Origin of the sequence: Rothia sp. 27098_8_161 (assembly GCF_041432905.1) — a bacterium.
Taxonomy (GTDB): domain Bacteria; phylum Actinomycetota; class Actinomycetes; order Actinomycetales; family Micrococcaceae; genus Rothia.
Map to the genome: position 1 here is coordinate 46,031 of NZ_JAPWAL010000010.1, position 21,567 is coordinate 67,597.

Consider the following 21,567-nt stretch of genomic DNA (forward strand, 5'->3'; position numbering starts at 1 on the left):
CATAAACCAGAACCGGGTCAGCTCGCCTCGCGCCGGGACACCGCGCGCTCGCCGCATGAAATGCCCCGAACGCACCACATCAACTCAACACAAACTACATCCCCACCCACCACTCACCCACGTACATCACAACCTGCCGACGCTCACAAGCGCCAGCGTAGGTTATGGTTGAATATGTAGCTTTTCAATACACAGATAGAGGAGTGCCGTGCCCGCTCAGGCAAAGACCGGAAAAGCCCTGCTGATTGTGGAGTCTCCCTCCAAGGTCAAAACCATTAGCAGCTACCTCGGCGAGGACTACCTTGTCGACTCGTCCATGGGCCATATCCGTGACCTTCCGCAGCCCTCCGAACTGCCTGAAAACCTCAAAAAGAGCCCCGTGGGCAAGTTCGCTGTCAACGTTGAAGAGAACTTCGAACCCTACTACGTGGTCAACCCCGATAAAAAGAAAAAGGTCGCCGAACTCAAGCGCAAGCTCAAAGAAGTAGATGCGCTCTACCTGGCAACCGATGGTGACCGCGAAGGTGAAGCCATTGCGTGGCATCTGAAGGAAGTCCTCAAGCCCAAGGTACCCGTCTACCGCATGACCTTCCCCGAAATCACCCGGGAAGCCATTCAGCGTGGCTTCGGTGAACTGCGCGATATCGACCTGCACCTGGTCGACGCACAGGAAACCCGCCGTATCCTCGACCGAATCTACGGTTACGAAATCTCCCCCGTGCTCTGGCGCAAGGTCGGCCGCGGCCTCTCCGCAGGTCGCGTGCAGTCCGTCGCAACCCGCCTCGTTGTTGAGCGCGAACGCGAACGCATGGCATTCGTCGCCGCCAACTACTGGAACCTGTCCGGACGCTTCCTGACCGCATCCTCCGAAGGCTTCGACGCCAAGCTGGTCGCCGTAGACGGCAACCGCATCGCAACCGGCAAGGACTTCGCCGACGACGGCACCCTCAACACCTCCAAGGTCACCCACCTGAACGAGGAAGCCGCCCGCGCGCTCGCCGCAGCCCTGCAGCCCGCCGCGTTCTCGGTGCGCTCCGTTGAGACCAAGCCGTACAAGCGCCGCCCGGCAGCGCCGTTCACCACCTCCACCCTACAGCAGGAAGCCGCACGTAAGCTGCGTTTCTCCTCCCGCGTGACCATGCAGGTGGCGCAGCGCCTCTACGAAAACGGTTACATCACCTACATGCGTACCGACTCGGTGGCACTGAGCGAGCAGGCAATCTCCGCCGCACGCCGCCAGGCATCCGAGCTGTACGGCGCCGAGTTCGTGCCCTCCGCACCGCGCGTGTACACCTCCAAGAGCAAGAACGCCCAGGAAGCCCACGAAGCAATCCGCCCCGCGGGTGACACCTTCCGCACCCCGGACGCTGTGCGCGGCTCCCTGTCCAACGACGAATTCCGCCTCTACGAACTGATCTGGAAGCGTACCGTCGCCTCCCAGATGGCTGACGCGACCGGTTCCACCGCCTCCGTACGCCTGGGCGCCGTGGCATCTAACGGCCAGGACGCCGAGTTCGCCGCATCCGGTACCGTCATCACCTTCCGCGGCTTCCTTGCCGCCTACGAGGAGGGCGTTGACGCATCCCGCGTGGCTGAGCGTGAGGCGAAGGACGCTGAGAAGCGCCTGCCGAACCTGACCACCGGCGAGGCACTGACCGCCGAGGCGATTGAGCCCGCCGGTCACGAGACCCTGCCGCCCCCGCGCTACACCGAGGCGTCCCTCGTGAAGACCCTGGACGAGCTGGGCATTGGCCGCCCGTCCACCTACGCGGCGGTTATCTCGACCATCATGGACCGCGGATACGTGAACGTTCGTTCTGGTTCGCTGATTCCATCCTGGATCGCGTTCTCCGTGGTGCGCCTGCTCGAATCCAGCTTCGGACCCTACGTGAACTACGAGTTCACTGCGCAGATGGAAGAAGACCTCGACCGCATCGCCCGCGGCGAAGAATCTCGCGTCGAATGGCTGGGCGAGTTCTACTTCGGCGGTGGCTCCAAGCGCGGCCTGAAGCCCATCGTCGACAACCTCGGCGAGATTGATGCCCGCAGCATCAACTCCATCCCGATTGCGGACGGCATTGTGCTACGTGTGGGCAAGTTCGGCCCCTACCTGGAAGCCGAAGGCACCCTCGACACCGAGACCGGCGAACTGACCGAACCAATCCGCGCGAACGTACCCGCCGACCTGGCACCGGACGAACTGACCGAAGCGAAGGCACGTGAACTGCTCGAACAGGGCAAGTCCGACGGCCGCGTGCTCGGCGTGGACCCCGTCTCCGGCAACCAGATTGTGGCACGCGACGGCCGCTACGGCCCCTACGTCACCGAAGTTATCGAAGAGATGACCGAGGAACAGATTCAGGCGTACCTGGACGCGCAGCCGACCGAATACTACAAGAACGGCAAGCCCAAGCCGAAGAAGAAGCCGAAGCCCGTCAAGCCGCGTACCGCGTCCCTGTTCAAGTCCATGGATTTGGCGACCGTGACCCTGGAGCAGGCACTGCAGTTGATGAGCCTGCCGCGCGTACTCGGTACCGACGCTGAGGGCGCGGAAATTACCGTGCAGAACGGCCGCTTTGGCCCGTACCTGAAGAAGGGCACGGATTCCCGCTCGATTGGCAGCGAGGACGAAATCTTCACGATTACGCTGGAGCAGGCGCTGGAGATTTACTCCCAGCCGAAGCAGCGCGGTCGTGCGGCGGCTAAGCCTCCGCTGGCTGAGCTGGGCGTGGACCCGGTCAGCGAGAAGAAGATCGTGGTAAAGGACGGCCGCTTTGGCCCGTACATCACCGACGGTATTACGAACATTACGGTTCCGCGTGCGGAGTCGGTGGAGTCTCTGACCCACGAGCGTGCGGTGCAGCTGCTTGCTGACAAGCGTGCGAAGGGCCCGGTCAAGCGTAAGACCGCCGCGAAGAAGACCACTACGGCTAAGAAAACTAGCACTGCTAAGAAGACTACGGCTAAGAAGACGACTGCGAAGTCTACTACTACCGCGAAGAAGACGACCACTCGTAAGACCGCGGCAAAGAAGACCGCCGAGTAGCTATTCTACTGAAGGCGCAGGATGCGCCCCTGATTCCCCGCGTGGGGGTGGGGCGCCTCCTGCGCCTTTTACATGCCCGGGGAACGGTACCCGAGGAATGCGTGCCTGGCGCGTTCGGAGGTTCGGCGCGTTTTGTGCCCGCGCTGTGTTTCTTATGCCCGTGCTGTGCTGATGCTGGGCATCCGCCCGGATTGTTTGCGGAGTGAGCCGCGCCTCTGACAGACTGGAAGAGGCGCCGCACCTGCGGTACCGCACACAGACAATATCCCGCCGCGCGGCGGGGGAGGGGAGCGCATCGTGCGCCTGGGAGTTCTGGATGTCGGGTCGAATACGGTCCACCTGCTACTGATTGACGGCCGCCCTGGAGCGCGCCCCGAGCCGTACGCGTCGCACAAGATTCCGCTGCAGCTCGTGCAGTACCTCGACGCTGAGGGCAATATCTCGCAGGAAGGTGCGGATGCGTTGACCCGCTTCGTAACCAGTGCCCGCGACTTCGCTATCGAGAATGAGGCGGAGGACCTGCTGGCGTTCTCCACGAGCGCTATCCGTGAGGCGGGTAATGGTGCGGCGGTGCTGCATCAGGTGCGTGAGCAGACCGGTGTGAGCCTGAACGGTATTTCGGGCGACCAGGAGGCGGCGATTACGTACTTTGCGGTGCGCCGCTGGCAGGGCTGGGGTGCGGGCCGCATCCTTAATTTTGATATTGGTGGCGGCTCGTTTGAGTTCTCGACGGGCACGAATGCGTTGCCGGATGCGGCGATGAGTGTGCCGTTGGGCGCGGGCCGTCTGACTCGTGAGTTTTTTGATGAGCAGCCGCCGAAGCCGAAGCAGGTGAAGCGTCTGCGTAAGTATGTGCGTGAGCAGATCGCCCCGGTGGCGGAGAATTTGCTGCGTTATGGTGCGCCGGATATGACGGTGGGTACGTCGAAGACGTTCCGTTCGTTGGCGCGTATTTGTGGTGCGGCGCCGTATTCGGCGGGCCCGCATGTGAAGCGTGAGATGCATCTGCAGGATTTGCGTTTGTGGACTCGTCGCATGGAGGCGATGACGGTGTCTGAGCGTGCTGATCTGCCGGGTGTTTCGAAGGCACGTGCGGAGCAGATGCTGGCGGGTGCTATTGCTGCGGAGGCGGCGATGGAGGCGTTCGGCATTGAGACGATGCGTGTGTGCCCGTGGGCGCTGCGTGAGGGCCTGATCCTGAAGCGTATTGAGCACCTGGCGGAGGGTACGGGTACTCCGGTCAACCCGAAGACCCTCCTGTGTGAGTAGAACATGGTGATGAACCCCGCAAGCTGGTGTGTGATGGGCACCGGCCTGCGGGGTTTTCCGCGCGTTGAGTTCATGATGCTCTTTATCATTTCGTGATAATCTGTGAACGCTGACAGCTGCACAACGATGTAAAATGCGGCTGTCTAGGAAGTTTATCCACCCACAAAGTTGTCGGAAAGGGACGAATAAGGAATATGAATCTCATACTATTGGCGCATTTGTTTGCTGATGGGAATCAGGACGCTAAAGCAACGAGTGCGCCGCTGTGGGCGGCTTGGGTTCCTGCTGTAATTGCTCTTCTTGGAACGCTCCTTGTTGCTTGGCGGAGTGGTCGGAAGACTGACAAACAAATGGAACTGTCTAAACAAGCTACTCCACCAGAGCTGACTCGATATAAGACCTGGCTCGAAGTATCCGAGAAGTATAAAGGGCTTGTTAACCTTGAGAATGTAGATGCGCTTTCTATAGCTTCGGGAGAATATAGGGAGATTGAAGCATCTCGGAGAATTGCTCTTGAGAGAGCTGTATGGGAACGGAAGGTTATTTCTGAATGTTCTAATATTCAGGCACAAAAACTTGTAATGGAACTTCCAGAGTCGAAAATATATGAAATCAATAACCCGGATATAAATCGAGGAATTGAGCTTTCTGTAGATGATTATATTAGGCCAAAATCTTCTTTTATTACATGGTTTATTTACCTAATTATAATTATAGTTTCCTTAGTTCCGGTCTTGATAAATGTGCTTTCTGGCATCCCTTGGGAAGAAGCATGGGGTGCTCTTGCTTTTTCAATAATTGTAATCGTTCTTTTGGGACCTATGTTTCTTAATATTTTTCCAAACCGTGATAGCGGGGTTCTTGAAGCAAATTTTTGCATAAGAAAGATGCGTGTTGGATTCCTTGAAAATAAATATAAATTGCTAGGTAAAAATTATGATCCTTCTTCTTTGAAGACGAATGAATACTGGGAAAAAAAGCTCATGACAGAAAGACTGCGATATTCGATATTGTTAGATGAGTGGGCAGATTATGTGCATTGTCCTTGGGCGGGCAAGGGGTGGTTTAAGAAGAGGTGGCATAAATTCTGGTGCTACTTCTGCCCTGGGCATTATGTGAGGCGTAGTTTGAAAGGTAAGACTAAAGTTTTATGGGGTTCGTATAAAGACGATAAATTGAATGGTGATTTGAAGGGGAAAATTAAATTGAAGAAAAAGTTTGGAGAAACCTTGGCTGAGTTCTTGAAAAAACTGGAGCTTGAATAATATTTTTTACTGTCCTCTCAGCTCAGGTTATCTCTAAATGTGCTGAGTGGAGATATGAGAAGCCACATGTGTTTCTAACAGCCATATCATAGGTGGCTTCTCGAAACACATGTGGCTTTTCGCTATGAGGGAGCTGTACCCCCCCGCAGAATTTGTGCCATGGTTTAGTGTCTTCTGCCATGGTTTTTAACTACGACCAAAGACACTAACCTATCGAAAACCTCGGTCTAAAAAGCGGACGGCCCCGGATGCACACACGCATCCGGGGCTGCCCGCCACCTGTCAGAACCTACTTCTTAGCGCCGAACGCCCGCGTCCAAGCCCAGCGGGTCAGCACCGCCGTGCCCACCGCAACCGCCATCGGCAGCCACGCACTCGCACCCTGACCCGTAAAACCAATCAACAACGCCAACGCAGACAACGGCGCATTCATTGACACACCCAAAAACGCCGCCGTACCCGTCAATGCCGCCGCATACAACACCATCGACGCGCCACCCGGCACCCCGCCCAAACCCGGGAAGGCCCACAGTACCAGCGCCGCCATGCAAAATGCGGCCGCCGCACCCAACGCCAACCCCGGCGTCAACGTACCGCCATACGAACCCGAACGCAGGCTCAACACCACCACGGCAGCCTTCGCAACAGTCAATGCCGCCACATAACCCACCGCCCCAGCACCCAGGCCGCCCGCCAGTGCCTCATTAAAAGTGTGCTGAGTCAGCAGACGACCATTACCCAAAATCTCTGGAAGCCACAGCGAAACCACCGCGACCAGCGCAAACGCCACCGGAATACGCCACAAAAGAGAACGGTCTTTCGCCTTAATCTTCTCCGCACGCTGCGACAACGCCCTAAAACCCAACGCCAACGGAGTCAACACCACACCCGTCAGCGCCGCCACTGTCAACGTCGTCGCATCCAACGGAAGCTGCGGCACCGGGTACGTCGGCTCATTGACAATCACCAGATTCGCCGTGACCGTCGCCGTCCACACCGTCACCGCACCCACATACAGCGACCACAGGCTCAAACCAACAGCCATCGCCTCCACGAGGTACACCACGCCACCAATCGGAACCTGATACACCGCCGCCAAACCGGACGCCGCACCCGCCGCCACCAGCAGACGACGCTCACGAGCACCCAGCAGCGGGGCACCATCCGGGCGAGTACTACCCATACGTTCCAGAAAACACGCGCACCGACCCGCAGCCAGCGCACCCAGCTCACGAGGCGCGACCTCCTTACCCACCGGGGAACCCGCACCCACCGCAACAATCTGAATCACCGAATGCGAAATCTGCTGCCACAGCGAAGGGGTACGGTCCTCCTCGGTAGCACCGGCAATCTGCGAATTCACGCCGACTACACGCCGACCGCCCGACTGCAGGTAGTACCACACCAACGCCACAAACGGGCCCAATGCCGCCAAAATCAAGGCGCGGCGTGCCGGGTCAGCGCCGTCAGTGACCATCGGGTGATGTCCCTCGGCCTGACCGAAAGTCAGCTCCTGCATAAAGTCCAGAACATAGTGCAGGGCAATTGCACCCAGACCGCTGAACACGCCCGTGACCAGTGCGGCAAGGGTCAGCCCCATCAGGAGGCGAAACGAAAAAGAGTGGGAACCCGCAGGAATATGCGGGCTATTTGAGGAGGAAGCAGTATGGGAAGACATAGAAAAATGAGGGGTGTCGTGTGTTGGTTGGGCGCTTCATACCCGGCACAAAACTGCTGCCGCTGAAGCTGCTTTCATTCTACGCCCGCGCGTTCTACGGCTCGTGGGCGGGCCACAAGCTGAGAAACGGGGCGGTACATGGTGGGGCACGCAGAGTGAGTCTGCCGCCCAGAAAAAGCACCAGAAACACGAGCCAGGTCACATGCCCGTAGCCGTACCCGCTATGCTGGAAGGGTACGTCTCCACGCGCCCACCGCGCACCGAACAGTAGCCCCGGAACACACCGGCGGCACGCATGCCGGCACCCGGCGCAGGCACCCCATTAGGAAGGATCAACGATGACCGCAACTATTGCTTTTCTCGGCACCGGCTCCATGAACGGCTCCATCGCCGCAGGTCTGCTCGCTGCAGGCCACGACCCCGCCCACATCCGCGCCACCGTGCGTAGCGAAGAATCTCGCGCCGCCCTCGCACAGCGCCTTGGCGACAAGGTCGAAATCATCACTACCGGCGGCGAAGCAGACGGCAACCACAAGGCAACCGCCCACGCAGACGTCGTGCTGCTCGGCGTGAAGCCCTACGGCATCGTCGAGCTTGCCCGCGATATTGCGCCCGCCCTCGCACCGAATACTGTCGTGGTGTCCGTTGCTGCTGGTGTGACCCTCGAAACCCTCGCCGCGTGCCTTCCTGCAGGTCAGCCCATTATTCGCTGCATGCCGAACACCCCCTCCTCCGTGGGCAAGGGCGTGCTAGCGATCTCCACCACCGAATCCGTGAAGGATGAGCAGAAGAAGCTCGTCGAAGAGATCCTGGGAACTGTCGGTCTGGTCGTTGAGGTTCGCGAGGACCAGATGGATGCGGTCACCGCTGTCTCCGGTTCCGGTCCGGCATACGCGTTCCTGCTCGCGGAGGCGATGGCTGCCGCGGGCGCGGAGCTCGGTCTGGATCATGAGACCGCTCTCAAGCTTGCCAGCGCAACCGTCGCCGGAGCGGGTTTCTTGCTCGATACCAACCCGGATGCGCCCGCCCTGCGTCGCGCCGTGACCAGCCCGAACGGCACCACCGAGCGTGCACTGAACACCTTCGTGGACGGTGGCCTCTTCCAGCTGACCAATGATGCGATGCGCGCTTGCACCACCCGTTCGGCGGAAATGAGTCAGCTGTACACCGCTGACGAGGACTAATCAGCGGGAATTAACCAGCGGGGACTAATACTGCCCGGTAGCATCCCTCTGATTGGGTAAAACTATAGAAAAAACAGCCTCCTCCCGGCAGAACGGGAAGAGGCTGTTTTCTGTGTCTATTCGCGGGTTGCTCAAACGCGGGCTCCTCAAGGTAGCGAGGAAAAATATTCTTAGGGGCGTGCCGCGAAACGCTCAATCAAATCCACCTGGCCGGACACAATCAGAATGTCGTGCGAGTGAATGCTGGTGGTCGCGTCCGCGTAGGTGAAGTCCTCACCGGGGGACTTAATGCCGACCACGGACACGCCGTACTTGGAGCGGATATCCGACTCGGCGAGGGTGAAGCCGTGGGTTTCCTTCGGCGGGCGCATCTTCGCAATCGCGAAGTCGTCATCAAACTCAATGTAGTCCAGCAATCGACCCGAGACGAGGTGCGCGGTGCGGCGGCCGGCATCCGCCTCCGGGTAGATCACGTGGTGTGCGCCAATACGTTCCAGAATCTTGCCGTGTGCGGGGGTGATAGCCTTCGCCCAGATACGCTCCACACCAATGTCTACGAGGTTTGCGGTAATCAGCACAGACGCCTCCACGGAGGTGCCCACACCCACGACGGCGGAGCCGAACTCGTCAGCACCCAACTGGTGCAGGGTGTTGATATCGGTCGCGTCTGCGGAGACCACGTGGGTCAGCACGCCGGACCATTTCTGTACCAGTTCGGGGTCCTTCTCGATGGCGAGGACCTCTTTATTCTGCACACGCAGCTGCGCGGCAACAGCAGCACCGAAACGGCCCAAACCGATCACGAGGACGGGGGCGTTATGTGCACTAGCCAATGGTGGGCCTTTCTTCGGGGAACTTGTAGAGGCGGCGGCGTGAACGCATCGCCAAGCCGGTTGCGGCGGTGGTCGTGCCGATACGGCCAATAAGCATGAGCACGCTGAGCACGTACACGCCCGCAGGTGGCAGGCTTGAGGAGAGCCCGCTGGATAGGCCGCAGGTGCCAAAGGCGGAGATGACCTCGAACATGACTTCCTTGAGGTCTGCGCCGCTAATCATAACCAGAGTCGCTGCGCCGATACACACCATGGTAGCGCTCATAACAAGCACCGAGATAGCAATGCGTAGGGATGACTCGGGGATGGTGCGGTTGAACGCGACGACCTTCTGGTCGCCTCGCGCTTCGGCAAGGATGGACAGAGCAATCACGGCAATGGTGGTGACCTTCACGCCGCCCGCGGTCGAGCCGGAGCCGCCACCAATAAACATGAGCATGTCCGTCAGCAGGGTGGAGACGGGCGTGATGGTGTCCATATCAACTAGGTTGAACCCGCCCGAACGCATCATCACGGAGGCAAAGATGGCGTTGAGGATTTTATCGCCGGGGGAGTAGGAGCCGATGGTTGCGGGGTTATTCCATTCGAAAAGACCCCAGAAGAAGGCGCCAAGACCGAAGAAGAAGAGGGTTGTGACCACGGTCAGTTTTGCGGTCAGCTGCCAGCGTGAGGGGTGCAAGGGGCTACGCTGAATCGCAATGAATACGGGGAACCCGAGTGAACCCAGGAATACGGCGGCACAGATGGGTCCGAGAATGAACAGGTCGTGGCCGTAGGGTACGATACCGTCCGAGTGTGGGGTAAATCCGGCGTTGTTGAAGGCGGAGATGGCGTAGAAAACGCCGTGCCATAGAGCCTCGTGTGGTGCTTCACCGAGCGCGAGGAAGCGCGGGGTGAGGAGCATAGCAATGAACGCTTCGATGGAGAAAGATGCGTACGCTACTGCTTTGACGATGCCGCCGACCTCACCGAGTCGGCTGATGTTGAGGTCTTCCTGCGCGATGAGTTTAGTGCGCAGACCCATTTTGCGGCCGATAGCCAGCGCGAGTAGGGAGGTGATGGTCAGCGTGCCCAGGCCACCCACTTGGCAGGCGAGAAGAATTATTGCCTGACCGAAGGTTGACCACTGATCTGCTGTGGAGACCGTGGTCAGACCGGTCACGGTGACCGCGCTGGTTGAGGTGAAGACTGCGTGGTGTAGCGCGATGCGCTGCCCGTCTGCCGAAGAAATTGGCAGGGACAGCATGATGGTGAAGAAGCTGATGACCAGGATGAAGGCGCTGATTGCGGTGCGCGAGGGGGACGCCAGAACAGAGGAGTCGATGAAGTCGCGGAAGCGTTCGAGGGTTTTCCGGTCGAGCTCTAGCAGGTTGCGTTTGTGCTGAGCATCGGGACTCTCGTGGGTGTGGTCGCGCAGGGCGGGCATGCGGTCGAGCTTAATGCCGGGTACGCTGTTGAGGATACTGAGGTTTTCAGCTTCGAGACGGTCGCGGCGGCTTTGGCGAGTCTGCTGCTTTTGGGGCTCGGAGGTGGTGCCGCTGAGGGTATCCCAGCGGCGGTTGAGCTGGCCCTGGGGGTGGTGGTGTCGGCGCCGGGTGCGGCGGATGATGCGTCCCATGCGCCTCCTTCAGCGGTGTCTGGGTATTGGTACGTTGGGTGGCGGTTTGAGCCTGTGTTTAACGCCTTCTAGTGTATCGCGCTGGGTGCCTGCTGAGGGGGTTGAGGCTTTGGTGGTTTGGGGCTAAATATGTGAGCTTGGAGAAGGCGTGTGACTGGTTTTGTGGGTGGAACCACGAAAACTATATATTCTGCATTAGCTATATAAGTATTGAGAGGCTGGTTGGTTCGCATATGCCTGGGATGAGATACAGGAAATCAACATTAGATGTGATAGGCACTTCATGCTTTTCTCCCTTTCAGAACTTCATGTTGGGCTAGTGCTCAGGGGCTATTCAGAATTTTTGAAGGTAATTTCTGTATCAGCCTCATTCTAAGCTTGAGACGCCACTTTATATGTCATAATCGCTATATGCATTCTGATGTTTTTTCTGTCATCGCAGATTCGACTCGCCGCCGAATTGTGCGTATTCTCGCTGAGCAAACCCACACAGTGGGTGCAGTGGTTGAAAAGCTGGGTATGAGCCAGCCGACCATTTCGAAGCACCTGAAAGTCCTTCGTGATGCAGATGTGGTCTCCGTGACCGTGGAAGGGCAGCGTCGCCTCTACTCCCTGAACCCGGATGTATTCGCCACCGTGACCGAGTGGATTAATGAGACCGTTCAGATTGCGCGCCAGTCCAATGAGGCGCACGTACCCGTGGCACTGCCCGGTGGCGTAACTGCGTCTGCCTCCGATAAGGCGACGGCTGAGAACGCAGGCGAGAAGCCGGTCGAGAATACCTCTGAAAAGAATGCTCCGAAGCCCGAAGTTGAAGAACCCACTCAGAAGCTTGCACCCGCCGCAACTGTACCAGCTACAACTGCACCTGCTGCATCCGAGAAGAACGCAACCGCGGAGACCGACTCTGAGACTTTCGCTGTTGAGGCACCCACCCCCGAGGAAATCGAGCAGGCTCATATTCAGCGCGTCCGCGCACAGCACCTGACCCCCAGTGCGCGTATCTACTCGCGCCCTGCGGAGCAGACTGCTGATAGTGCCGCTTCCGAACCTGTCGTTGAGAAGGCAGGAGCTGCTGAGCCCACCTCGCAGGAAGAGGTAGTGGATAGCACCCCGATGCGCCCCTTCACTCCCGCATCCTACGGTTACGACGCTGGGGTGACCCCCGCGGCGCCTGCTGAGACTAAGCCCGTGGTAGCGGAGAATCCGGTGGTAATCGCTCAGTCTGCGGCTGCGGTGTCCTATGGTGTCGACCCCTCCACGGTTGTGGGTGGTTCGATTCAGCCTATTGCTGCCACCCCCGAGGCTGCTGCGTCTGAAAAGGTCGCCGACGAAAAGGTTGCTGCTGAGAAGCCTGTTGCACCCGCTGAATCCGTCAGGGAAGAGACAACACGCAAGGAATGTGCAGCTGAGGAATCTGCAATTAAGGATTCTGCAACTGAAAAGTCTGTGATTGAGAAGAACGTAGTGGATGAAGCCGCGGCAGAAGAGCCCATGAATGCTGAACCTGTGAAGGCTGAATCTGCTGAGGAAGTAGCTTGGCCGGTAGAAGCTAATGAGAAGGCTGAGCTCGGTAAGGTCGAGTCTGCCAATGATGAGTCTGTCGAGGGTGAGCCTGCTAAGGCTGAAACCTCTGCTGAGGAGCCCGAGTATCAGACCATGCCCTCCTATGATTCTGTGTACCGCCCCAACACTGAGGCGAACAGTGCTGAGGCGAAGGACAACCACCGCGGTGGCCTGTTCGGCTTCCTGCGTGGCCGCCGCCGCTAAGACAGGCGGCTGGGGACTGCCCCGCCAATCGCTTCCGATATTAACTCTCTGTAAAACGCACACACTTTCACTCACTTTTTGACCGAAAGACGCATTCACGTGGCTATTCATCGTAAAATTCTGCGCTGGCTCGAGAACGAACTGTTCGAGGGCAACATTCAGCTGGGCCAGGACCTGCCTAGTGATAGTGAAATTGCGCGCGCTATTGGTGTGAATCGTTCCCGTACCCGCGAGGCTCTACGCACCTTGGAAGATATGGATTTGGTGCAGCTGTACAACGGTCGCGGTAAGGAAATTCTTGTGCATTTGAGTGAGGAGCCGGCTTCCGCGGCGAGTGCTGCTCTACGCCTGCACATGTCCAGCTCGCGTTACCCGACTCGCGATCTGGTGCAGACCCGTATTTTGCTGGAAAGCTGGGCGATTGCGCGTATTGACCCGAAGACCGCCTCCTTCGCGGAGATGGACGAGGTCCTGGCGCAGATGGAAGATTTCGACCTGTCGATTCGTGATTTCCTGGAGCTTCTGCTGACTTTCCACCACCAGGTGATGCGTTGTGCGGGGAATGAACTGTTGGTGGGTATGCTCGCGTCGGTGCGTCAACCGAGCTTTGAGTCGATGCTATCGCTGGTGGGTCGCATGCCGCTGTGGAGTAGTGCTGTGGAACGTCTGCGTGCTGAGAGCCGCGCTATTGCGGAGGCTTTGAAGGCTGGCGATTCGGCGACGGCTCGTGCCATGGTGATTGCTCAGTTGCGCGGCATGTATTCCGATGCCGGTATTGATTTGGAGCAGGAGGCGACCTCTGCGAACGGTCTGCCGGGTGAGCCGGTTGCTTCTGAATTTGCGCCGGTTGATGTGGATGAGTTTACCACCGATGACTTTGATGATTTGATGCAGGACGATGTGTCCTTCGCCGATGTGGGGGCATTGCCTGCCCCGCATGCTCCTGTTGCGGCATCTGCTGAGCCGACTCAGGTTTCTGCTGCGGTGTCTGAGCAGTCTGAACACGAGGTTGCCCATGGCGATGAGGCGGTGTCTGAGGTTCCCTCCGAGCCGACTGATACTACAACTGGTGCGGATATTTATACTTTTGACAAGGTGGAACGCTCCAGTCCCGCTGCGTCTCAGGCCGCACCTGCTGCGGCTTCTGCAGCCCCCGCACAGCCTGCCGCTCATTCGGTGAGCCCGGATGTGCCGCTGAGCTTTGGCACCCCGCGCCGTAGCACCGCCCCCGTTGCTTCTGCAGCTTCGGTATCTGGTGCCCAGACACCCGCCGCCCAGGCTCCTGTCTCGCGGACTCTCAGCTCGCGGACTCTCAACGGTCAGTTGCCGAGCGTCTCTGCCGCGTACGCGCAGGAAGAGGCTGAGGGCCCCGCAAAGGTTCTGCGTGCTTCTACGGCGGCTCCGCGTCGTCGTAGCGGCCAGATCATTTCTCCGGTGCGTGCGACCATCATTAAGCCGGTGGATCGTAGCAAGATGCTGACTGCGCCTGCCCGTACCGCGCGTCCTGCGGCTGTTGTGACTGCCGCGGCTCCTGCGGAGACTGAGCCGGAGAATGTTATGCGTGCTCCGGCGCGCCAGGAGGCGCCCGCCGTTCGGCCTGCTGAACCTACCCGTCTTGAGGCGGCAGCGACCATCCACGACACCTATGAGAAGCTTCCGCATGATGAGCCGGTGCAGGAGTACCGCGGCATCTTCTCCAAGATGAAGCGTTTCTTCGGTGTGGATGTCTACGAGCCTGAGGTTGAGGATAGTACTGAGAAGACTCAACCCGAGGCTAACACCGAGGCGAAGCTTGAGAAGTCCGCTGTGGGTGTGGGGGCGTTGGCTCGTGCCGAGGCTGAGCGCGTTGAGCGTTTGAAGGCGTTGCACGTGGCGGCTGAGGAAGAAGCCGCAGCGGAAAGCTCTGCTGAGGAGGGTTCTGTAGAAGAGCCGGTTGAAGAACCTGCTGAGGAATATAACCCCGCGCAGGAATCGGCTGAGGAGCCGGTAGAGGTCGACTCCCAGACTGAGGAGAGCATATCTGAGGGCACTGCTGTAGCTTCTTCCGGTTCGGTGCTGTCTCATGGCCGCGCTAAGGGCTCGAAGAAGTCTAAGAAGAAGCGTCGTTAGGGCTGCTGAATCCCCAATTTGACCCGCATATACCCTCGACATACCCGTGGGAAAAGCGGAAATTCAGGGAAAAACTCCTGAAAAGCCGCTCTCGAATGGTGAAAATGGGGGTAAACCTAGTACTCTAGGTAGGTAGCGCTCTAAAACGCAAGGGTATTTCTGTGCCTAAAATGCGTTTTGGATCGGTTATACCGGTATAAATATCCCCGGGTAGCTACCGAGTCGAATGGCTCGGCCGGGTACGAGTAAAGTGAGGAAATCCTATGGGTTCCGTTATCAAGAAGCGCCGCAAGCGTATGTCCAAGAAGAAGCACCGCAAGCTGCTTCGCAAGACCCGCCACCAGCGCCGCAACAAGAAGTAAAAAGACTTCTTTTGCCCCGCCCTCCGTATGGAGAGGCGGGGTTTTTACGTTCCTGCGGTTTTGCGGGCTGGGTTTTATGCCGTGTTTTTGTATTTGTAGAGCGTATGTGCGGGTCACCTGTTTGGGGTGGGGCGCGCTATTTGAGAGACTGGGATTATGACTGAAACTTCCACCATTAAAGTTCACCTCATGCGTCACGGCGAGGTGCACAACCCCGAGCGTATCGTGTACGGCCGTTTGCCCGGCTACCGTCTGTCCGATAAGGGCCAGCAGATGGTGCGTCTGAGCGCTGAGGAGTTTGCGGCTCGTGCTGAGCGCGGCACCCGTTTCGTGCATCTAGTCTGCTCGCCGTTGCAGCGTACCCGTGAGTCTGCTGCCCCGGTTGAAAAGCTGCTGGGCCTGACTGCGCAGCCGGATGAGCGCGTCATTGAGGCGGATAACTACTTTGAGGGTCTGCACGTGAACTCGCAGGAGCTGCTGAGGAACCCGCGTCACTGGACTAAGCTGTACAACCCGGCGCGCCCCTCCTGGGGTGAGTCGTACATGGACCAGATTCGCCGTATGGCTGCGGCTGTTCAGGATGCGGCGCGTACCGCCTATGAGCGCGGCGGTGAGGGTGCGGAGGCGATTATTGTGTCGCACCAGCTGCCGATTTGGATTACTCGCCTGGGTGTTGAGGGTCGCATGCTTCAACATGACCCGCGTGCCCGTGAGTGTAACCTGGCGTCGATTACGACTTTGGCGTTTAGCACCACTGATTTTGAGCATGAGATGCCGCATTTTGTGGAGTATTCGGAGCCTGCTGCGCCGCTGTACGGTGGTGTGATTCAGCTGCCCGGCAGCTAACAAACCTGGTAGCTAGTTCCTGAAGCTGTTTTTGAGCGTAGTAAGAGGCTGTGAGCATATCCGTTACGGATGTGCTCACAGCCTCTTACTGTAAACCTTGAGGGGCACAGGAGCTACAAATCTAGCTGTCTTAACTAGTTCTGCCCGTTACCCTGAGTCGGGGTGCCGTCCCCAGGATCTCTATGCTCAGGATCCTTAAGCTCGGGGTCATTAGGTTCGGAATCCTTATGATCAGAACCCTGCTTGTTGTTCGATTCTGCTTGGCGGCTGCGGCGTTCGCGTTCTGCTTTTACCTTGAGCCAGCGCAGGTACTCTTCATCGTCGTCGGGGGAAGATACCGGGGGCACCGGGGTGTTGCGTCGCTGACTGAAGCTGGGGCGAGGAGCGCCTGCTGCGGGCTGTGCCTTGGGGCGGCCCAGGATGAGCCACATGATCGGGCCCACCATGGGGAAGAACAGGGTGACGAGAATCCACAGCCACTTGGGCAGGGTTCGCGCCTCGTGTGCGGGGGTGCGGACGGCATCCAAGAAGGTGTATAGGGTCAGCCCCACGATGAGGGCGGCGCCGCCAATAATCAGCATGGCTCGAATCATAAGCACTACTATGACATACCGCCGCGTTATTGCGGAACTATGAACAGGGTGCCCGCTAGCGGCGTAACAGCGCGGTAATCCGGTGCAGATTCGTGCGTCGGCTTAGTATCCGGTGAACACCTGAATTTCGTGGCTAATAATATCCAGCGAACCCAGCCATACAGCGAGGGCAAGAATCACGGAGTACACGAGCGCCACAATACCCGCCTGTTTGAGGACCGGAATCAGCTCGCGGCCGCCGCGTGTCCACACGGTCAAGCAGGAGTGGATGGTCGGGCCGACCAGCAGGAAAATTAGCAGGAACCAGGGGTTCTCATCGAGCAGAAGCACTACCAGACCCAGTGCCAGGGCCATCTCCACAATGTAGGTGATGCGCGACCAGCGTTCGCCCAGGCGGACCGCCAAGGTCAGCTTGCCCGCCTCAATATCGGTGGGAATGTCACGCACATTATTAGCCATCAGCAAGGCACAAGAAATCAGACCAACGCCGATAGCGCCAACCCAGCCGAGCAGGGTCAGGGTGTGCGTCTGCGTGTAGAGAGTGCCCAGGGTGGCGACTAGACCAAAGTAGACGAAGACGAACACGTCGCCCAGGCCCATGTAGCCGTAGGGATGCTTGCCACCAGTGTAGCCCCACGCCGCAAAGACGCTGGAGGCGCCAATCGCCAGGAACCACCACTGGTTCGCCAGTGCCACCAGGGCAAGACCCGCAAGCATCGCTAGACCGAAGCAGGCGAAGGCGGCGAACTTGACGGAGCGGGGGCTTGCCGCGCCGGAACCGACGAGGCGTAGCGGACCCACGCGGTCTTCGTCGGTGCCCTTGATGCCGTCGGAGTAGTCGTTGGCGTAGTTCACGCCGACCTGCAGGAAGAACGCTACGAGGAATGCCAAGAACGCGTAGAGTGGCTTGAACTCGTTGATCTCGTAGGCGGCAGCTGAGCCGGCAATAATGGGGGCGACGGCGAGCGGCAGGGTGCGCAGGCGAGCGCCTTCAATCCATTGGGCGGCAGTTGCCACGGGGGTTCCTTCCGGGTCTAAGTGCGTATGATGCGTGGGTGTTGTGACGGTGACGGTTAGGGCGTGCGGGCGGTTGCGTGTACGGGGTGAAAACCCGCGGATGAGCCTGCTTTAGCCCTGACGATAGTCTCTGTCCAGGATACTGTATATTTTTGCGCGATCCGGCTTGCCGGTGCTGGTAAGAGGGAAATCCGGCAGGATGCTCAGCTGCTTGGGTGCGGCGGGGGCGCCGAGCTTTTCAGTGCAGCGGGCACGTAGCAGGGTGCAGAGTTCTTCGTTTAGGGCGGGGCTATTCTCGGTAGAGGCAGCTACGGTATCGATAGAGGGTACCAGCGTGACCGCGGCGGCAATGGCGGTACCCCAGCGGGCATCGGGTAGGCCGATTACGCAGGCTTCGCGTACGGCAGGATGCTCTTCGAGGACGGTTGCCACGGCGCGGGCGGAGATTTTTATGCCTCCGCTGATGAGCACGTCGTCGCTACGGCCGAGCACCTGCAGGCGCTGCTCGCTACAGTTCTTGTTGCTGTCGGGAGCCAACCGACCGTAGTCGTCGGTGCGGTACCAGCGGGTGCCGTTAGCGGCGGTGAAGAAGTGCTCGGCGGTGCGGGCGGTATCGCCAATGTAGCCGCTGGCGAGGTGCGTGCCGCTGATCCAAATACGACCAACCTGTGCGGGCTTCCCCTCAATATCCGGCACGGCGGGCATACCTTCTTCGGGCACGAGCTCCACCCGCATACCGGGCAGAACAGAGCCGGAATAGACACAACCGCCGGCGGTTTCGGCACTACCGTAGGTGGTCACCGTGGTCAGACCCAGCGTGGTGGAGACGGCGAGCAGGTCAGCGCTGGCGGGGGCGCCTCCGAGCAGGATTCCGGTGAAGGAGCCGAGTGCCTCGTGAATCTCAGAGCCCAGGTGCGGGTCGGCGTCCGCGCTTTCAAGGAGCTTATGGAGCTGGGTGGGCACCAGGGAGATAAACCGGCGTGCTGAGTTCATCTGCTGAACCGCCTGCAGGAAAACTTCGGGGCTAAAGTGCACCGATTCGGTCACGGAGCGGGCAATGACTGGGGCGGTACCGGCAAGTACGGAGCGGGCGAGCACCTGTGCACCGGCAATATAGTGCGCCGGAAGGGTCAGGAGCCATTGCGAGGCAGCATCGGAGTTTGAGCCGAAGAAGTTCTCGGTGGCTGCCGCACTGGCGGCAAGAGCTCGCGCGGTCAGTGCGGTGCGTTTGGGGGTTCCGGTGGATCCGGAGGTGCCCACCACCAGGGCAATAGGGTCCGCAGCCTCTACGCCCTCGGAGCCCGCGCTTTCCGCCTCTGCACTCTCCGTACCAGCACCCGCCGCGTACCCACCCAGCAGCTGCTCAAAGGCTCCTAGCATGGCGTGAGGGTCGGCGGGCTGATTGGCACGCACCTGTACCGCCTGCGGGTGCAGGGTAGCCTCCTGCGGGGCGGGGGAAGGCACGAGCCCGGGTACGGGGGTGTTCATCATAAGAGATCCTTGAGTGGTTGTGTGCGCCGGGGGGCTATGCCGGGTTGGGGAGGAATCAAATGCGCCGGAGCCGGATTCTTAGCTGAAGGTATCAGGGGTTGAATCCGGCTCCGAGCCTATGCATCTGAAATTACTTCTGCGGAAAGGGGCTGCCTCTTAGAAGTAGTAGGGGTAGTTGGACCAGTCCGGGTCACGCTTCTGCAAGAACGCGTCGCGACCCTCCACAGCCTCGTCGGTCATGTACGCCATGCGGGTTGCCTCACCGGCGAAGACCTGCTGGCCGAGCATGCCGTCATCAGGCAGGTTGAAGGCGTACTTGAGCATGCGAATTGCCTGCGGGGACTGGCGGGCAATGTGCGCCGCGTATTCCAGGCCCTTATTCTCAAGCTCTGCGTGGGGGACTACGTCGTTGACTGCGCCCATTTCGTACATGCGCTGTGCGTCGTATTCCTTGGCGAGGAAGAAGATTTCGCGGGCGAACTTCTGACCCACCTGGCGTGCAAGCAGCGCCGAACCGTAGCCTGCGTCGAAGGAGCCGACGGTTGCGTCGGTCTGCTTGAACTTGCCGTACTCTTCGGAAGCGATGGTCAGGTCGGCTACCACGTGCAGGGAGTGGCCGCCGCCTGCAGCCCAGCCGGAGACGAGGGCGATAACGACCTTGGGCATGGTGCGGATGAGGCGCTGCACTTCTAGGATGTGCAGTCGGCCTGCGCGTGCCGGGTCGATGCTTTCTGCGGTGTCGCCGCTGGCGTAGTGGTAGCCGTCGCGGCCGCGGATGCGCTGGTCGCCGCCGGAGCAGAATGCCCAGCCGCCGTCCTTGGCGGAGGGGCCGTTGCCGGTGAGTAGTACGGTGCCTACGTTGGAGGTCATGCGGGCGTGGTCGAGGGCGCGGTAGAGTTCGTCCACGGTGTGCGGGCGGAATGCGTTGCGGACCTCGGGGCGGTCGAATGCGATGCGCACGGTGGGCAGATCGCGGAGGATTTCGCCGTTTTCGTCGCGCTCAACCTGGCGGTGGTAGGTGATGTCGGTGAAGTCTTCGAAGCCTTCGACGATGCGCCAGTTGGCGGGGTTGAAGATGTCCGAGACCTTTTCGGGAAGTTGTGCAGTCATAGACCCTATTCTACGTTGCCCGGGCATTGCCTGAGGTTGTGGCATGGGGTGCCCGCATATAAGAAGGCCCGGACCGCGTGTGTGCGGCCCGGGCCTTAGAAGTTGGGTAAGGAACCTTACCCTGCCTCAGTTATTTGTAGGTTACTCGACCTTTGCGAGCTCTACTGCGCGGTCGAACTCTTCCTCAATGACCTGGTTCTTCTTGTAGGTGATCAGGGAGACGATGATTGCGACCAGCATCGCCGAAGCAAAGCCGGGAACCATTTCGTAGAGTACGGACTTCATCGGGCTCTGACCCCATGCGAACGCCACAACGGCACCGGTAATCATGGAGGCAAGCGCGCCCTGGGTGGTTAGCTTACGCCAGTAGAGGGAGAGTAGAACGGTCGGTCCGAATGCCGAACCGAAACCAGCCCACGCGAATGCGACCAGCTGCAGAATGGAGCTGTTGGGGTTCCATGCCAGGGCACCGGCGACCAGTGCCACGATTGCCACGCCTGCACGGCCGAGCCACAGGGACTTGGCGGCGCTGAGCTTCTTTGAGGAGAAGATACCGTAGAGGTCCTCCACCAGAGCGGAGGAGCACACGATCAGCTGTGAGGAGAGGGTGGACATAATTGCCGCCAGAACCGCAGCCAAGATGAGACCTGCAATAAAGGGGTGGAAGAGAATCTGCGAGAGGTCCAGGAAGACCGACTCCGCGGTTTCGGGGTTGGTGAGGGATGCCTCGGGGTGGCGTGCAAAGTAGGCGATACCCATGAATGCACCGCTGAGCGCACCGAACACGGTCAGGACCATCCAGCTGATGCCGATGCGGCGGCCGGACTTTGCGTCTTCGGGGGTGCGCATTGCCATGAAGCGCACGATAATGTGAGGCTGGCCGAAGTATCCCAAACCCCATGCGAGGGATGAAACAATGCCGGCGAAAGTGGTGCCTGCGAAGATGCTGAGTGCGTCGGGGCGAACCTGGCTGATGGATTCAACCACCGGGTCCACACCGCCAAGATCGATGATGGTGATAATCGGCACGGCAATGAGTGCTGCAAGCATGAGCAGACCCTGAACCATGTCGGTGTAGGAGGCGCCCATGAAGCCGCCGAAAAGGGTGTAGAACACGGTAATGCCTGCCAGCAGGAGCATGCCGGTGTGGTATTCCTGGCCGAAGGAGGACTTGAAGAACAGACCACCGGACACCATACCGGAGGAGACGTAGAAGGTGAAGAACACCAGAATCACGATGCCGGAGACGATGCGCAGCACGCGCTTGGTGTCATGGAGGCGGTTGCTCAGGAAGACGGGGACGGTCACGGCGTCGCCTGCTACTTCGGTGTAGCTACGCAGTCTCGGTGCCACGAACTTCCAGTTGCACCATGCGC

At 59.3% G+C, this 21,567-nt stretch carries 16 protein-coding genes; 8 read left to right on the plus strand and 8 right to left on the minus strand.

The features are described 5' to 3' along the window. Positions 1 to 208 precede the first annotated feature (208 nt). The 3 genes from topA to O3648_RS05090 all read left to right on the plus strand — a co-directional run bounded on the left by topA (position 209) and on the right by O3648_RS05090 (position 5,580). The gene (topA, locus tag O3648_RS05080) at positions 209 to 3,046 is read left to right on the plus strand and encodes a type I DNA topoisomerase (protein WP_371568883.1); all 2,838 of its coding nucleotides are present in this window, start codon (positions 209 to 211) and stop codon (positions 3,044 to 3,046) included. 297 nt (positions 3,047 to 3,343) lie between these two features. Next, a complete protein-coding gene (locus O3648_RS05085; protein ID WP_371568886.1) occupies positions 3,344 to 4,315 on the plus strand; it encodes a Ppx/GppA family phosphatase in 972 nt (323 codons plus the stop codon). A gap of 194 nt (positions 4,316 to 4,509) precedes the next feature. Beyond that, on the plus strand, positions 4,510 to 5,580 hold the full coding sequence (locus O3648_RS05090) for a hypothetical protein (protein ID WP_279754808.1): 1,071 nt from the start codon (positions 4,510 to 4,512) through the stop codon (positions 5,578 to 5,580). A gap of 289 nt (positions 5,581 to 5,869) precedes the next feature. Here O3648_RS05090 and O3648_RS05095 read toward each other — a convergent pair whose 3' ends face one another. Further along, a complete protein-coding gene (locus tag O3648_RS05095) occupies positions 5,870 to 7,180 on the minus strand; it encodes a chloride channel protein (RefSeq protein ID WP_279754809.1) in 1,311 nt (436 codons plus the stop codon). Between the two features lie 416 nt (positions 7,181 to 7,596). On the opposite strand from O3648_RS05095, the gene proC reads away from it, so the two are divergent. Further along, positions 7,597 to 8,442: a pyrroline-5-carboxylate reductase gene (proC, locus tag O3648_RS05100; RefSeq protein WP_279740811.1), complete on the plus strand. Its 846-nt coding sequence runs from the start codon at positions 7,597 to 7,599 to the stop codon at positions 8,440 to 8,442. Positions 8,443 to 8,612: 170 nt separating this feature from the next. Here proC and O3648_RS05105 read toward each other — a convergent pair whose 3' ends face one another. Both O3648_RS05105 and O3648_RS05110 read right to left on the minus strand, forming a co-directional pair. Further along, complete coding sequence (locus O3648_RS05105) at positions 8,613 to 9,275, minus strand: TrkA family potassium uptake protein (RefSeq protein ID WP_279740809.1); 663 nt, start codon at positions 9,273 to 9,275, stop codon at positions 8,613 to 8,615. Then, positions 9,268 to 10,893, minus strand: a complete 1,626-nt coding sequence (locus O3648_RS05110; RefSeq protein WP_279754811.1) for a TrkH family potassium uptake protein — start codon at positions 10,891 to 10,893, stop codon at positions 9,268 to 9,270. The genes O3648_RS05105 and O3648_RS05110 overlap by 8 nt, the downstream gene beginning before the upstream one ends. Before the next feature lie 411 nt (positions 10,894 to 11,304). Between O3648_RS05110 and O3648_RS05115 the strand changes: the two genes are divergently transcribed. From O3648_RS05115 to O3648_RS05130, 4 genes are all read left to right on the plus strand, one after another. Continuing rightward, positions 11,305 to 12,663 carry a metalloregulator ArsR/SmtB family transcription factor gene (locus tag O3648_RS05115; protein ID WP_371568891.1) on the plus strand — a complete coding sequence of 453 codons (1,359 nt, stop codon included), beginning with the start codon at positions 11,305 to 11,307 and terminating at the stop codon, positions 12,661 to 12,663. A 99-nt stretch (positions 12,664 to 12,762) separates the two neighbouring features. Next, on the plus strand, positions 12,763 to 14,772 hold the full coding sequence (locus O3648_RS05120; protein ID WP_371568893.1) for a FadR/GntR family transcriptional regulator: 2,010 nt from the start codon (positions 12,763 to 12,765) through the stop codon (positions 14,770 to 14,772). A 263-nt stretch (positions 14,773 to 15,035) separates the two neighbouring features. Next, positions 15,036 to 15,134 carry a 30S ribosomal protein bS22 gene (locus O3648_RS05125; RefSeq protein ID WP_005504750.1) on the plus strand — a complete coding sequence of 33 codons (99 nt, stop codon included), beginning with the start codon at positions 15,036 to 15,038 and terminating at the stop codon, positions 15,132 to 15,134. Positions 15,135 to 15,290: 156 nt separating this feature from the next. Further along, positions 15,291 to 15,980, plus strand: coding sequence for a histidine phosphatase family protein (locus tag O3648_RS05130; RefSeq protein ID WP_279754815.1), 690 nt, complete (start codon positions 15,291 to 15,293; stop codon positions 15,978 to 15,980). A 134-nt stretch (positions 15,981 to 16,114) separates the two neighbouring features. Here O3648_RS05130 and O3648_RS05135 read toward each other — a convergent pair whose 3' ends face one another. The 5 genes from O3648_RS05135 to putP form a co-directional block, all read right to left on the minus strand. After that, complete coding sequence (locus O3648_RS05135; RefSeq protein ID WP_279790993.1) at positions 16,115 to 16,573, minus strand: PLD nuclease N-terminal domain-containing protein; 459 nt, start codon at positions 16,571 to 16,573, stop codon at positions 16,115 to 16,117. A gap of 102 nt (positions 16,574 to 16,675) precedes the next feature. Next, the gene (locus O3648_RS05140) at positions 16,676 to 17,590 is read right to left on the minus strand and encodes a 1,4-dihydroxy-2-naphthoate polyprenyltransferase (protein WP_371568897.1); all 915 of its coding nucleotides are present in this window, start codon (positions 17,588 to 17,590) and stop codon (positions 16,676 to 16,678) included. Between the two features lie 111 nt (positions 17,591 to 17,701). Beyond that, entirely contained in the window at positions 17,702 to 19,081 is a 1,380-nt protein-coding gene (locus O3648_RS05145; RefSeq protein WP_371568899.1) for an AMP-binding protein, read from the minus strand. Positions 19,082 to 19,237: 156 nt separating this feature from the next. Beyond that, a complete protein-coding gene (locus O3648_RS05150; protein ID WP_279740790.1) occupies positions 19,238 to 20,191 on the minus strand; it encodes a 1,4-dihydroxy-2-naphthoyl-CoA synthase in 954 nt (317 codons plus the stop codon). A gap of 141 nt (positions 20,192 to 20,332) precedes the next feature. Further along, positions 20,333 to 21,567, minus strand: a 1,235-nt coding sequence (gene putP, locus O3648_RS05155; RefSeq protein ID WP_371568902.1) for a sodium/proline symporter PutP, incomplete at its 5' end; no start/stop codon positions are given.

Excerpts from the sequence above, each read along its gene's own strand:
- O3648_RS05090 (WP_279754808.1), top strand. The coding sequence starts at position 4,510 with ATGAATCTCATACTATTGGCGCATTTGTTTGCTGATGGGAATCAGGAC.
- O3648_RS05095 (WP_279754809.1), bottom strand. The coding sequence starts at position 7,180 with ATGGGGCTGACCCTTGCCGCACTGGTCACGGGCGTGTTCAGCGGTCTG.
- proC (WP_279740811.1), top strand. The coding sequence starts at position 7,597 with ATGACCGCAACTATTGCTTTTCTCGGCACCGGCTCCATGAACGGCTCC.
- O3648_RS05110 (WP_279754811.1), bottom strand. The coding sequence starts at position 10,893 with ATGGGACGCATCATCCGCCGCACCCGGCGCCGACACCACCACCCCCAG.
- O3648_RS05115 (WP_371568891.1), top strand. The coding sequence starts at position 11,305 with ATGCATTCTGATGTTTTTTCTGTCATCGCAGATTCGACTCGCCGCCGA.
- O3648_RS05125 (WP_005504750.1), top strand. The coding sequence starts at position 15,036 with ATGGGTTCCGTTATCAAGAAGCGCCGCAAGCGTATGTCCAAGAAGAAG.
- O3648_RS05130 (WP_279754815.1), top strand. The coding sequence starts at position 15,291 with ATGACTGAAACTTCCACCATTAAAGTTCACCTCATGCGTCACGGCGAG.
- O3648_RS05135 (WP_279790993.1), bottom strand. The coding sequence starts at position 16,573 with ATGATTCGAGCCATGCTGATTATTGGCGGCGCCGCCCTCATCGTGGGG.
- O3648_RS05145 (WP_371568899.1), bottom strand. The coding sequence starts at position 19,081 with ATGATGAACACCCCCGTACCCGGGCTCGTGCCTTCCCCCGCCCCGCAG.
- O3648_RS05150 (WP_279740790.1), bottom strand. The coding sequence starts at position 20,191 with ATGACTGCACAACTTCCCGAAAAGGTCTCGGACATCTTCAACCCCGCC.